11 protein-coding genes are annotated in these 12,553 nt (G+C 76.4%); 4 read left to right on the plus strand and 7 right to left on the minus strand.

Annotated features, from left to right (window positions below; all coding sequences use genetic code 11):
* Positions 1–5: 5 nt before the first annotated feature.
* From IQ279_RS08785 to IQ279_RS08810, 6 genes are all read right to left on the minus strand, one after another.
* Complete coding sequence (locus IQ279_RS08785; RefSeq protein WP_206347791.1) at positions 6–830, minus strand: polysaccharide deacetylase family protein; 825 nt, start codon at positions 828–830, stop codon at positions 6–8.
* The gene (locus IQ279_RS08790) at positions 820–2,535 is read right to left on the minus strand and encodes a lipid II flippase MurJ (protein ID WP_206347792.1); all 1,716 of its coding nucleotides are present in this window, start codon (positions 2,533–2,535) and stop codon (positions 820–822) included. The genes IQ279_RS08785 and IQ279_RS08790 overlap by 11 nt, the downstream gene beginning before the upstream one ends.
* A complete protein-coding gene (locus tag IQ279_RS08795) occupies positions 2,532–3,992 on the minus strand; it encodes an O-antigen ligase family protein (protein ID WP_372445103.1) in 1,461 nt (486 codons plus the stop codon). The genes IQ279_RS08790 and IQ279_RS08795 overlap by 4 nt, the downstream gene beginning before the upstream one ends.
* Position 3,993: 1 nt before the next feature.
* Positions 3,994–5,550: an exopolysaccharide biosynthesis polyprenyl glycosylphosphotransferase gene (locus IQ279_RS08800; RefSeq protein WP_206347793.1), complete on the minus strand. Its 1,557-nt coding sequence runs from the start codon at positions 5,548–5,550 to the stop codon at positions 3,994–3,996.
* Positions 5,547–6,800, minus strand: coding sequence for a glycosyltransferase family 4 protein (locus tag IQ279_RS08805; protein WP_241027844.1), 1,254 nt, complete (start codon positions 6,798–6,800; stop codon positions 5,547–5,549). The genes IQ279_RS08800 and IQ279_RS08805 overlap by 4 nt, the downstream gene beginning before the upstream one ends.
* 92 nt (positions 6,801–6,892) lie before the next feature.
* On the minus strand, positions 6,893–7,987 hold the full coding sequence (locus IQ279_RS08810; protein WP_206347795.1) for a hypothetical protein: 1,095 nt from the start codon (positions 7,985–7,987) through the stop codon (positions 6,893–6,895).
* A 294-nt stretch (positions 7,988–8,281) separates the two neighbouring features.
* Here IQ279_RS08810 and IQ279_RS27870 point away from each other — a divergent pair, with 294 nt between their 5' ends.
* The gene (locus tag IQ279_RS27870; protein ID WP_241027824.1) at positions 8,282–8,740 is read left to right on the plus strand and encodes a chaplin; all 459 of its coding nucleotides are present in this window, start codon (positions 8,282–8,284) and stop codon (positions 8,738–8,740) included.
* Between the two features lie 91 nt (positions 8,741–8,831).
* Here IQ279_RS27870 and IQ279_RS08820 read toward each other — a convergent pair whose 3' ends face one another.
* Positions 8,832–9,242 carry a hypothetical protein gene (locus IQ279_RS08820; RefSeq protein ID WP_206347796.1) on the minus strand — a complete coding sequence of 137 codons (411 nt, stop codon included), beginning with the start codon at positions 9,240–9,242 and terminating at the stop codon, positions 8,832–8,834.
* 94 nt (positions 9,243–9,336) lie between these two features.
* Here IQ279_RS08820 and IQ279_RS08825 point away from each other — a divergent pair, with 94 nt between their 5' ends.
* The 3 genes from IQ279_RS08825 (at position 9,337) to IQ279_RS08835 (ending at position 12,533) form a co-directional block, all read left to right on the plus strand.
* Complete coding sequence (locus IQ279_RS08825; RefSeq protein WP_206347797.1) at positions 9,337–10,218, plus strand: DUF72 domain-containing protein; 882 nt, start codon at positions 9,337–9,339, stop codon at positions 10,216–10,218.
* Positions 10,219–10,303: 85 nt separating this feature from the next.
* The gene (locus IQ279_RS08830) at positions 10,304–10,921 is read left to right on the plus strand and encodes an HhH-GDP family DNA glycosylase (protein WP_206347921.1); all 618 of its coding nucleotides are present in this window, start codon (positions 10,304–10,306) and stop codon (positions 10,919–10,921) included.
* A gap of 238 nt (positions 10,922–11,159) precedes the next feature.
* Complete coding sequence (locus IQ279_RS08835) at positions 11,160–12,533, plus strand: transglycosylase family protein (RefSeq protein ID WP_206347798.1); 1,374 nt, start codon at positions 11,160–11,162, stop codon at positions 12,531–12,533.
* Positions 12,534–12,553: the final 20 nt, after the last annotated feature.

Consider the following 12,553-nt stretch of genomic DNA (forward strand, 5'->3'; position numbering starts at 1 on the left):
CGCCGTCACCGTCCGGCCCCGGCGAGGGGCCCGGCGGCCGGGGCGGTGGGCCCGCTGGGCAGGGCCCGGCGCCGCAGGGGGTGCAGCAGTCTCTTGGCGTACAGCCGCGGCGAGGTGTCCTCCTCGCCGATGTGGACGCGGGGCAGGGCGTGCGGGCCGGTCAGCGGGCCGGGGTCGATGGCGCAGGCGTACGCGTAGCCCGCCGCGCGTACCGCCCGCACCGCGCGGTGGTCGACCGTGCCGTAGGGGTAGCAGAAGCCGTCCGCCCGGCGCCCGGTGATCTCCTCCAGCAGATCGCGGCTGCCCTCGGTCTCCCGGCGCAGGGTCTCGTCGTCGGCCGCCGTCAGGTCGAGGTGGAGCAGCCCGTGGGAGCCGACCTCCATTCCGGCGCCGGCGGCGGCGCGGACGCCCGCCTCGGTCAGCAGCGGCTTGCGCGGGCCCAGCGGATCCCACTCGTTGTCGCCGCCGAGCCTGCCGGGCAGGACGAACACGGTCGCGGTGCAGCCGTGGCGGCGCAGCAACGGCACGGCCTCCCCGATGAAGTCGGCGTACCCGTCGTCGAAGGTCAGGCCCACCAGGCCCGCGCCGCGCCCGGCCGCTCTCTCCCGCAGCAGCTCGCCCACCCCCACTCCGCGCAGGCCGCGCCGCCGCAGCCAGCGCAGCTGGCGGTCCAGGCGGCCCGGCGAGACGGTGACGTTGTAGGGGTCCTCGGTGTGCTCGGCCACCGAGTGGTACATCAGCACCCAGGGGCGCACCGGCCGCGGCCGCGGCAGCGAGGCGGGGACGGCGGAGGGGGCGGGTGCGGTCGTGTGGGCCGGATCAGCGGGCATGGCGGAACCTTCGTGTGACGGCGGTGAGTAGTTGCGGTACTTCGGGCGCCCGGACGGCGAGCGCGGCGGCGGTGAAGGCGGCCGGGACGACCAGCGCCCCGGCGACGGCGGTGGGGAGCGGGGAGGGCAGGAGCGGCGCGGCGGCCAGGCCTGCCGCGGTGGCCGCGGCGGCGGCCAGGGTGAGCCGGACCAGACCGGCCGCCACCGTCCGCACCCGGACGGGCAGGACGCGGGTGCGCAGCCCGCACAGGAGCAGCAGCGCGGTGGTGGTGATCCCGGCGGCGTTGGCCGCGGCGATGCCGTGGACGCCCCAGTGGGGTGCCGCCAGGGCGCCGGCCGCGACGGTGAGCAGCAGGCCGGCTGCCATCGCGCCGGCCGGGTACCAGACGGGCCGGGCGGTGGCGAAGAACGGCCGCACCAGGGCGCCGGCCAGGCAGTGGCCGAGCAGCCCGGTGGCGTAGACGCGCATGACCGAGGCGGTGGCGGCGGTGTCCGCGGCGCCGAAGGCGCCCCGCTCGAAGAGGAGCTGGACGATCTGGGGGGCGTAGGCGATCACGTACGCGGCCCCCAGCAGCACCACCGTCGCGGCCAGCACCAGATCGCGCTCCACGCGCCGCCGGGCCCGCTCGGTCCGGCCGTCGGCCATGGCCCGGGCGACCAGGGGGAAGGTGACCGTGCACAGCAGCAGGGAGAACGTCATGGGCAGTTGGGCGATCTTCTGCGCGTAGTTCAGGTGCGAGATCGCGCCGGGCGGCAGTCCGGAGGCCAGGAAGCGCTCGACGAGCACCTGCGACTGGCGGGAGAGGGCGAAGACGGCCACCGGGGCGACCACGCCCCAGCCCACCGGCGCCGCGGCGCGCTGGGCACGTGCGGCGCGGGCGCCCCGGCGCGCGCGCCGGGTCCCGGCGGTGCGCAGGGGCAGGCGCCGCCAGAACGCCGGGAGCTGGACCAGGACCATCGCCAGACTTCCCGCGGCCACCCCGAGCGCGGCGGCGCGCACCCCCCACCGGGCGTGCAGCCCCAGCACCACGGCGATGACGGCGATGTTGTACGCGCAGTAGATCGCCGCCGGGGGCACGAAGCTGCGGTGGGCGCGCAGGGCCGCGCTGAAGTACCCGGCGGTTCCGAAGCCCAGCACGGTGACGGCCGTCAGCCGGGTGCAGTCCACCGCCAGGCCGGGGTCGGCCAGGCCGGGTGCGAGGGCGCCCACCAGCAACGGCGCCAGCAGCGCCACGGCCGCGGCGGCGCACGTCATCGCCAGGAGCAGCCGGGGAAGCGTGGCCGTCAGCAGCGCGCGCACCGGGTCGTCGGGGTTCGCCGGATCCTCCGTGAGGGTGCCGGTGCCTTCCCCCCCGGTCCCGCGGACGGCGGCGCGGCGCGACAGCGCGAGGCTGAACGCCGGGACCAGCACCAGTGCCATGGCGTCCTCGATGAGGATCGTCGAGGCGAACTCGGGGACGGTCCAGGACACCAGGAACGCGTCCGTCTCGCTGCCCGCGCCGAACAGGTGGGCGATGGTCTGGTCCCGCACCAGGCCGAAGAAGGAGCCGGCGGCGGTGAGGACGGCGGTGGCCGCGGCGGCCCGGGCGACGAACCGCCTGCCCGGCGCGGAACCGGAGCCGGGGGCGGGTGCGGCCGGGGAGGCCGAGGGCCCGGAGGGCGGCGGGGGTGCGGTGGGCGCGCCGGTCGCCGTACTGGTGCTCACCGTGCGCCCGCCTCCTTCGCGCCCCGCGCGCGGCCGGTGGCCGCGCCGCCGGCCGCCGCCGCGGGCGCCAGTGCCCACCAGGCGGCCAGGCCGAGCGCCACGGCGGTCAGCACCGTGGAGGGGCCCCCGATGTCGGCGTAGAGGAAGTCGACGCAGACCAGGACGAGCAGGCCGGTCGCGGCCAGGCCGCAGTCGGCATCCCGCCCCGCCGCCCGTGCCAGCCGCAGCCGCCGCACGCCCAGCACCAGCAGCGCGGCCCAGCCGCCCGTGACGGCGACGGCGCCGGCCAGCCCGTGCTCGGCCAGGAGGAGCAGGTACATGTTGTGCGGGGACAGCAGGGGCTGGCGGTGGAAGTCCTGCCCGGCCCCGGCGGTGTCGCTCGCCGAGGACAGGGCCAGGGAGGCGTGGGAGTCGCGGTGCTCGGCGAAGCCCTTGGGGCCCACCCCGGTCAGCGGGTTCTCGTGCCAGATCTCCACGGCGGCGGCCCACATGGTGTAGCGGTCGGTCACGGACTGGTCGGGTTCCGCGGCGACCTCGGTGATGCTGGCGGCGCGCTCGGCGACGAGATCGCCGCCCACGCCGAATCCGCCGACCAGGACCACCGCGGCGGCCGAGGCGGCCGCCAGGGCGCACAGGGCCGTCCGCAGGCCCGTCAGGAGCAGCACCACCGTGCAGGCGGCGGCGGTGGAGATCCACGCCCCCCGGCTGAAGGAGAGGACCAGCGGTACCAGGAGCGCGGCGGCGGTGCCCAGCGCCGCGGGCCGCAGCCACCGGGGTGCTCCGGCGGGCGGGGCGAGCCCGGCGGCCAGGGCGACGACGACGCCGCAGGAGACGGCGGAGGCCATCCCCATGACGTCCGCCGGGCCGAAGGTGCCCACCGCCCGGACACTCTCCCCCCGGTACGAGGCGCCGGTGCCGGTGAGGTACTGGTGGACGCCGACCGCGCCCTGCACCACGGCGACCGCCACCAGCGAGGCGGCGACCGGCCGGGCGTGCCGCGGCGAGCGCAGCGCGAGCACCAGGGCGGCCGGCACCAGGACGAACACCTGGAGCAGGCGGACGTAGCCGGTGAGGCCGGCCACGGGGTCCTGGGCCGTCACCGCCGCCAGCGCCAGGCCGGCGGCCGGCGCCGCCAGGACGGCGGCGGCCGTGGCGTCCAGCGGGCGCGCGCGGGTGCGCAGCGCCCACGCGGCGCAGCACACGACCAGGACGCCCGAGGCGGCGTCGGCGAGGGTGGGGCCCGCGCCTCCCCCGCCGGGCTCCCGGTACGCGGGCACGCACACCAGCAGGACGGTGGCGAGCGCGGGCAGCACCGGCCCGTGGGCGGCTGCCGCCTTCGCGGGACGGGTCCCGCGGGGCCCGGGGGCCGGGGCCCGCACGGGGGCCCCGGGCCCGGTAGGCCCCGCGGGCTGCGCGGTGGCCGTGCCGGCCGCGTTGACCGTGGTGGCCGTCGTCACCTCAGCTGCCCCCGAGCCGGAGGACGGAGCCCGCGGTGCGCAGCAGGATCGAGACGTCCTGCCACAGCGACCAGGTCTCGATGTAGTGGTTGTCGAACCGCGCCCGGTCCTCGATGGAGGTGTCGCCGCGCAGTCCGTGCACCTGGGCCAGCCCGGTGATCCCGGCGGGCATCCGGTGGCGGGCCGCGTAGCCGGGGTGGAGCCGGCTGAAGTGCTGGACGAAGTAGGGGCGTTCGGGCCTGGGTCCGACCAGGCTCATGTCGCCGCGCAGTACGTTCCACAGCTGGGGCAGCTCGTCCAGCGAGGTGCGGCGCAGCACATGGCCGACCGTGCTCATCCGGCGGTCGTCGGCGACGTTCCAGCGTGTCGCCGACTCGTGCTCGTCGCGGGGGCGCAGGGTGCGGAACTTCAGGACGGTGAACGGACGCCCGCCCAGGCCGATCCGCTCCTGACGGAAGATCACCCCGGGCCCGTCGACGATCCGGACCGCGAGTGCGCAGGCCAGCAGCACCGGGGCCGCGGCCACCAGTGCCACGGCGGCCACCGCGACGTCCAGGGCGCGCTTGCCGCGCAGCCCGGCCCGGCGGTGCCGGGGCCGCGGGTCCAGGCGGCGGCACGGGAAGCCCCACAGCTGTTCGGCCGTACGTCCGGCGCCGCGGGCGTGGGGCGCGGCGGCCGGGTGCGCGGCCGGGGACGCCGCGCCGACCACCCACACGGTGCAGTCCAGGTCCGTGAAGATCGGTACGAGCGCCGCGGCCTCCGGGTCCGTGCCGGGGTCGCGGGTGAACACCGCGTCGCGCACGGCGTTCTGGATGGCGGCGCGGACGATGTCCTCGCGTCCGGTGAGCACCGGCACCGAGACGCCCTCGGCCAGTGCCGCGTCGGCCGGTTCTCCCCCCGGCTCGACCACCCCGACCGGGCGCATCCCGTACTCGGGGTGCTCGTACAGGGCGGTGGTGACGCGCCGTCCCGCCTCCCCGGCGCCGACCACCAGGGCGGAGCGCGGTCTGCGGCGTCCGGCACGGCGGCGCGCCAGGTGGACGGCGCCGCGTGCGACGCAGGCCAGGGCCGTGTGGGCGGCCACCGCGGCCGCCAGGACCGTCCACTCCGGGGCCCCGCCCTCCCAGGCCGCGGCCGGGAGCGCGGCGGCCGCGCACCAGGCGGCGGCCGTACCTCCGAGCAGGGCGGGCAGTTCGCCGAGCGCGGTCGGCGCCAGGGCCGTGCGGTAGAGGCCGGCGCGGGCGTTGAGCGGCAACAGGACGGCCAGCAGGACGGCGCACAGCACCGCGGCCGCGAGCGGTCCCCCGCCGCCGCCCGCTCCGGGCGCGGCGGTCACGGTGGTCACGGCGGCGGCCGCCGTGACCGCGGTGAGGCAGTCGGCGGCGGTGAGGAGGGCGGCCGCGCGGCGCCGGTGCGGATTGCCGCGCAGAGCCGGCGGCAGCGGCCGTTGCGCCGGTCCGCGCGGCGGGCCGACGTGGGTCGCCGCGGTGCGGGGCTTGGGTTCTGGCAGGGGCAGGACCCGGCTCGGGTTGGATGTCCCGGTGTTGTCCGTGGTCATCGCCTGATGTGCTCCCTGGTATCGGGGTGGGGGTCGGGATGGGTGCGGGACGGGAGTTCGGCGGCCGGCCGGGGAAGGCGGCCGGCGGTGGGGGCCGGCGTGCGGATCCGCCGGCGTGCGGGCGCGGCGGCGGACCGCTCGGCCAGCACCTCGGCGTACAGCCGTGCGACCCGCTCGGCCGTGTGCCGTACGTCGTGGAAGGCCCTGACGTGCTCGGCGGCCAGCGGCCCCAGCTCGTGCCGGAGCGGCGGATCGGCCAGCAGCGAGGCCAGCGCGCGGGCCAGGGCGCGGGGGTCCTCCGGCGGGACCAGGAATTCGGCGGCGCGGCCCGGCGGGAGGCTCTCGGCCGCGCCGGTCACCGCGGTCGCCACCACCGGGCGGCCGCAGGCCATCGCCTCCAGCGGGACGAGCGCCATCCCCTCCCAGCGGGAGGGGAGCACCACCGCGTCGGCCGCCGCGTACCAGGCCGCCGTGTCCTGTGCCGCCCCGGCGAACAGCACCCCCGCGGGCGCCGCCGAGGCCAGTTCCCGGCGCGACGGGCCGTCGCCGACCAGTACCAGCTGGGCGCCGGGGACGCGGGCGGCGACCTCGGGCCAGGCCCGCAGCAGTACGTCCTGCCCCTTCTGCCGGCACAGCCTGCCGACGCAGACGGCCAGGGGGGCGTGCGGCGGCACCCCGGCGAGCGCGGGCAGGGCGGTACGCGCGCGGGCGCGGGCGGCTTCGTCCGCCGGGCGGAAGCGGCCGGTGTCCACGCCGTTGTGGACCACCGCCCAGCGGGCGCGCACTCCCGACGCCTCGCCGTGCCGCAGCTCGTCGCCGGCCACGCACAGCACGCGGTCCGCCCAGCGGGCCGCCAGCCGCTCCCAGTACAGGGCCAGCCGGGCGGTCGTCCCGCCGACCGCCTCGAAGGACCAGGCGTGCGGCTGGTGGACGGTGGGGACGCGGCCCCGCAGGGCGAGCCGCAGGGCCAGTCCTGCCTTGGCGCTGTGCGTGTGCACCAGGTCGGGGCGGACGCGCCGCACCAGCCGGGCGGCCCGCACCGCCTCGCCGTACAGGCCCGGTCTCGGTTCGCGCAGCGCGGGCCAGTCGGCCACCTCCGCGCCGGCCGCGGCGGCGTCCCGGCCCAGCGCGCCGCCGGGCGGGCAGGCCACCACGGCGCGCGTTCCCACCGCGGTCTGGGCGCGGACCAGGTCGGTGACGACCCTGGCCACCCCGCCGTCCACGGGCTGGGAGAAGTGCAGCACCGTCATGGGAACCGCTTGCCGATCGTTGTGGGACACGCGTGAACTCCCCATTCGCCGAAGCTTTCTGACGTCGTGCCGAGGGCGCCGGTCCGCGGCTCTCAGCGGCGTGCGTCGACCTGCAGGAAGACCGCTCCGAGCTGGTAGCCCTCATCACGGGTGGTGAAGCGGAACGTCAGCGAGTCGCCGCCGCGCACCAGCGCGGGGGTGATGCCGTGAATGTCGGAGTCGTAGCCCAGCGTGTCGGGGTACGCGGGCACGCGGGGCGCCGGGCGGCCGTGGTCGGTGATCGTGGAGTTCATGGGGTCGTCGGCGGGGTTGGCCGCGTCGCGCACCCGGTGGGCGGGTGCGGTCCCGGTGCCCACCGTCAGCGTCTCCCCGCCCCGGCCGCGGTCGCCGTCGTAGGCCACCACGCCCGCGGCCCCGGACGCCCCGGGCGGCACCGGCAGGGCCTCGGCGGTGATCTCGAGGGCGCCCCTGGAGGGGGTCATGGCCTCGTAGCCGTCCATGAGCACCAGGTGGCGCAGCGGCTCCTTCGGGTGGGCGTAGGCCGCCACCAGCGTCCAGCCGCCCCAGGCACCGGCGGGTGAGCGGCCCGCGGCGACGTTGAGCTGGGCGACGGTGTAGGAGCCGCCGCCGGACCGCGCGACCAGGCCGGTGACGTCGGCCGAGGCGGTGTAGCCGTCCATGACCGGGGTGCGGCGGTGGCCGACGACGGTGTCGGCGAGTACCTCCTTGTACCGGCCGCCCGGCTCGGCGATCAGAACCCGTCCGTTGTCCTCGGGGGGCTTCTGTTCGCCGACCCGGAGGTTGCCGCCCCAGTACAGCCGGGCGTAGGTGACGCGCGCCCCGGCGGGCAGGCGCAGCTCCGCGCTGCCGGAGTTGTAGGTGTTGGGGTCGTCGTCGATGTCGACGTAGGTCATCTCGTAGTCGCCGTTGTTCCCCTTCGCCGCCCCCTTCCGGGCCTGTGCGCACGGCGGCGTGCCGGTGGCGGCGGGAGCGAGGCAGGTGGCCGCCGAGTTGGCGGCGCGCACGATGCCACCGTGCTGGGTGGCGCGGTACCGCTCCCCGAAGGGGATGCGCGGCGCCTCGCCGGGCGCGGGCGCGGCCGCGGTCGGCGGCAGCGCCATCGCCAGGGCCGCGGCTGCCAGTGCGCACAGCACTCCTCGGCTGGTGAGCCCCAGGGAAACACGCATGGACTTTCTCCGATCGATACCGTTCAAATCGGAGCAAACCATGGCAGACGTGTGCACCCTCGCCGGAGGTGACGCGCGGGGGTTGCGCCGAGCGTGTGACCGCCCGGATCAGCTTCCGGCGCGTACGGCATCCGCTTGCGGCGGTACGGCCCACAGGAGAGCACCGGAACGGTGATCCCGCTGGGCCCTCCGGGTGGTCCTGCGCATCACCGCTGTTGGACCGCTTCCGGACCGGACAACCCATTCACAGCCCGGATCGACCACGGTTCGAAGAATCCCGAAAGGAGAACGGCGATGATCCGTATCGCCAAGACCGCCGCGATCGCCGCGGCCGCCTGCGCCCTGGTTCTCGGCGGCGCGGGAGCCGCGTCTGCCTGCGGAGACCAGCCCGGCGGTCACAAGGGCGGCCACGAGCAGGGCCACCACGGCGACGGTCACAAGAAGGACCGGAAGAAGGACCGGAAGAAGGACGACGGCAAGGGCCGCGAGAAGGACCAGGAGAAGGGACACAAGAAGGACGACGGCAAGGGCCACGAGAAGGACCACCGCAAGGGCGGGGACGACAACCGCGGAGGCGGCCGCGACGGAGGCTACGGCGCCTACGCCGGGGCGGTGGCCTTCGGGTCCCCGGGTGTCCTCAGCGGCAACGTGGTGCAGGTACCGGTCGACTTCGGCCTCAACTTCTGCGGCAACCAGCTGACCGTCATCGGCGCGCTGAACTCGTCCTCCGGGAACGTCTGCGTCAACAGGTGATCCGGTGCCTCCGCCCCGCCCCGCCCTGTCGGCGGGGCGGAGGCCGTTTCGGCCTCGGGAGCGTCACCCCGGGCGCTCCCCGCGGCGAGGCTCAGGGGCCGCCCTCCTCCCCCTGCTCCCGCACCGCGTCCCGCTCCCCCGCCGCGTCGCGCGGCAGGTTGCGGCCGGCCGGCGGATCCACCTCCACCGGCGGGGTCCAGGGGCCGCGCTCCACGGTCTCGCCCGGCTGCATCCCCGGAGTCGGCCCCGCGGCGATCTCGGGCTGCTCCATGTCGTCGGCGGCCACGGCGTGCACATCGCCCTTGCCCAGCGGGGAGGCTCCCGGTTCCCCCTCGCCTCCGGGCTCCCAGTGATCCTCGCCCGTGCCCGTGTCCTCGCCGCTTCGGGGCCGCTCCTGGCCCGGAGCGTACGTGGCGTTGCCCGGGTTCCGCGTCCGCTCGGCCTCCTCGGCGATCTCACGGGCGCGCCGCTGCCTGTCCGTGCCCTCGTCCTCAGCGGACATGGCCTCGCTCCTCTCCACGGGGCCCGGAGCCCGGGGGTCCCCGAATGCTTCCCGACGGCGGATCTCGCCGACGCGGCGCGGGTACCCGGCGACCATGGGAAACATTCTGGTCGGCACCTGCTCGTGGACGGACCCCGCGCTGGTCGGCAGCGGGTGGTACCCCTCATCGGCCGGGGACGCGGAGGGCCGGCTGCGGTACTACGCCGGGCGTTTCGGTCTGGTCGAGGTGGACTCGACGTACTACGGGCTGCCCAGCACGCGCAACAGCCGACTGTGGGCCGAGCGCACTCCCGACGGGTTCGTCTTCGACGTCAAGGCGTTCTCCCTGCTCACCGGCCACTCCACCCGGGCCGGTTCGCTTCCGGCACAGCTGCGCCCGGCCGGTGCCCCCGCGAACGCCCGGGTGCGGGCCGGCGTGCTGGGGCCGGCGGCCGTGGAGGAGGTGTGGCGGCGCTTCTCCGGCGCGCTGGAGCCGCTGCGCGCGGCCGGACGGCTGGGCGCGGTGCTGATGCAGTTCCCGCCGTCGCTGCGGCCCGGGCCCGACGCGGAGGCGTTCCTGGAGCGATGCCTGGGGCGTGCGAGCGCACTGGGGTGGCGCACGGCGGTGGAGTTCCGCGACCCTCGCTGGTACGCGCCCGAGTGCGCCGCCGACACGGCCGACCTCGCCAAGCGCCACGGCGCGGCGCTGGTCGCGGTGGACACCGCGCGCGGCCTGGCCGCGTCCGTGCCGCCGGTCGCCGCCGCGACCGCGCCACAGCTGTCGGTGGTCCGCTTCCACGGCCGCAGCCCACACTGGGGCACCGGCTCCAAGGAGGACTCCTACCGGCACCGCTACACCGGGGAGGAGCTGGCCGAATGGGTTCCGCGGATACGGGCACTGGCGGAGCGGACCGACCGGGTGCACGTGCTGTTCAACAACTGCTGCGGCGACGCGGCCGTCCGCGCCGCCGAGGCGATGAGCGACCTGTTGGGGTGATGCGGCCTTGACCGAGCCGGGCGGAGAGAGGAACGCGCGGGCGGACGCGGGCCGGCGCACGGGGTCGCGGGAGCGCGACCCCGCCGTGGTGCGCGCGCTGCTGGAGCTCCACGGCCGCACGTACGCGCGGGAGGCGGGCATCCGGCTGCGGAGCACCCCCGTGCCGCTGTACCGGCTGCTGGTGCTCTCGCTGCTGCTGAGCGCCCGCATCCGGGCGGACACCGCGGTGTCCGCGGCCCGAGCCCTGTTCGACGCCGGGCTGGGCGACGCGCGGAGCATGGCCGAGTCTGCCTGGCGGCGGCGGGTGGACGCGCTGGGCGCGGGCGGCTACCGCCGGTACGACGAGCGGACGGCCACCCAGCTCGGCGACGGCGCGGAGCTGCTCCTCCAGCGCTACCGGGGGGATCTGCGCGGGCTGCGCGAGGAGAGCGGGGCGGGCGAGCGGCTCCAGCGCTTTCCCGGCATCGGGCCGACCGGGGCCGACATCTTCCTGCGCGAAGCCCAGGGCGTCTGGCCGGAGTTCGCTCCGTACCTCGACCGCAGGACCCGCGAGGGCGCGCAGCGGCTGGGGCTGCCCGCCGGCTCCCGGGAGCTGGCGCGGCTGGTGCGGCAGGAGGAACTGCCCCGGCTGGCCGCGGGGCTGGTGCGCGTCGCCCTCGACCGGAGAGCCGCCGACGAGGTGCTCGCCGCGGCGGAGGCGTGAGTCCACTTTTCCTTTCCACGCCATTTCCGTGCCGCCGCGCGCTGTTTCCGCGCCGTTGCGCGCGGCGCCGTGCCGCCCTGCGCCGCGCTGTGCCGTTCCCGGGCTTTCGCGGTGGGCGCCGGAGGCGGGCTCTTGCCGTCATACGGAGAGCGCGTCTATCTTTGGCGCGCTCTCCAACGCAATTGCGTGAGAGCTCAACTGACGGACCGCCGGATACGGCGTAGGGGAGGGACCGGCTGTGGCCGGAAAAGGGCGTCATCGCCGTTACAAGCCCAACGCGGTTTCCCGCGCGTCGCTGACCGTCACCGCGGGAGGGGCCGGAATCGCCATCCCGCTGATCGGGGCCGCCGCCGCCCACGCCGCGCCCGAGGAGATCTGGAACAAGGTCGCCGCGTGCGAGAGCAGCGGGAACTGGAATATCAACTCCGGTAACGGTTTCTACGGCGGTTTACAGTTCAAGCAGAGCACCTGGCAGGAATTCGGCGGTACCGCCTACGCTCCGCGTGCCGATCTCGCCACCAGGGACGAGCAGATAGCCGTCGCCGAGCGGGTGCTCGACGGGCAGGGTCCGGCCGCCTGGCCGGTGTGCTCGGCCCGGTCCGGTCTGACCTGGGAGCACCGGGGCTCCGGCACCACGGCGGAGACCTCCTCCGAGACCGCCCCCGGGACGGAGGGCAACCAGCCTCGCACCCAGACGCAGACACAGGCGCAGGTGCGGGCACAGACGCGGGCCGAGACCTCGAAACCGGCCGCGAAGCCCGCCGACAAGCCCTCCGACGGCGGCCGGACGTATGTGGTGGCGGGCGGCGACACCCTCTCCGGGATCGCCGACGAGCACGATGTGCGCGGCGGCTGGCAGACGCTGTACGAGCGCAACCGCACGGTCGTGGGCGGCGACCCGGACCTGATCTTCCCCGGGCAGCGGCTCAGCCTCCAGCAGGGCGGCGCGGCCCGGACGCAGCAGGACGACGCCCCCGGCCGGAGCACCACCGTGCCCCGGCAGAAGAGCGCGCCGAAGGCCGGGGAGAAGCCGAAGGCACAGGAGAGACCGGAGGCAGAGGCCGAGCCCGAGGCCCGGGAGAAGCCTCAGGAGCAGGCCGCGCCGGCGGAGAAGGACAAGCCCCGGGAGAAGCCTCAGGAGAAGATCAGAGCGCAGGCCGAGCCCGAGCGGGCCGAGCGCAAGACCTCCAAGGCACAGGCGTCCCCCGGCTACGCCCCGCCCATCAGCGGCGTCTCCCCCACCACCGCGTACCGCCAGTCGGGCAGCGGCTGGTCCAGCGGCTACCACACCGGCGTCGACTTCCCCGTCTCCACGGGCACCTCCGTGCAGTCCGTCAGCCGCGGGCAGGTCGTCTCGGCCGGCTGGGGCGGCGCGTACGGCTACCAGGTGGTCATCCGGCACTCCGACGGCCGCTACAGCCAGTACGCCCATCTGTCGGCGATCTCCGTGCGCTCCGGCCAGCAGGTCAACGCCGGCCAGCGGATCGGGCGCTCGGGGTCCACCGGCAACAGCACCGGCCCCCATCTGCACTTCGAGATCCGCACCGGCCCCGGCTACGGCTCGGACATCGACCCGCTGGCCTATCTGCGCGCCAACGGCGTGCGGATCTGACCCGCGCACACCCGCCCCCC

Origin of the sequence: Streptomyces verrucosisporus (genome assembly GCF_017114865.1) — a bacterium.
GTDB lineage: Bacteria > Actinomycetota > Actinomycetes > Streptomycetales > Streptomycetaceae > Streptomyces > Streptomyces fenghuangensis.

What these genes read in the sequence shown, in the direction of transcription:
- IQ279_RS08785 (WP_206347791.1), bottom strand. Translation starts at nt 830, where the DNA reads ATGCCCGCTGATCCGGCCCACACGACCGCACCCGCCCCCTCCGCCGTC.
- IQ279_RS08800 (WP_206347793.1), bottom strand. Translation starts at nt 5,550, where the DNA reads ATGACCACGGACAACACCGGGACATCCAACCCGAGCCGGGTCCTGCCC.
- IQ279_RS08805 (WP_241027844.1), bottom strand. Translation starts at nt 6,800, where the DNA reads ATGACGGTGCTGCACTTCTCCCAGCCCGTGGACGGCGGGGTGGCCAGG.
- IQ279_RS08810 (WP_206347795.1), bottom strand. Translation starts at nt 7,987, where the DNA reads ATGCGTGTTTCCCTGGGGCTCACCAGCCGAGGAGTGCTGTGCGCACTG.
- IQ279_RS27870 (WP_241027824.1), top strand. Translation starts at nt 8,282, where the DNA reads ATGATCCGTATCGCCAAGACCGCCGCGATCGCCGCGGCCGCCTGCGCC.
- IQ279_RS08820 (WP_206347796.1), bottom strand. Translation starts at nt 9,242, where the DNA reads ATGTCCGCTGAGGACGAGGGCACGGACAGGCAGCGGCGCGCCCGTGAG.
- IQ279_RS08825 (WP_206347797.1), top strand. Translation starts at nt 9,337, where the DNA reads ATGGGAAACATTCTGGTCGGCACCTGCTCGTGGACGGACCCCGCGCTG.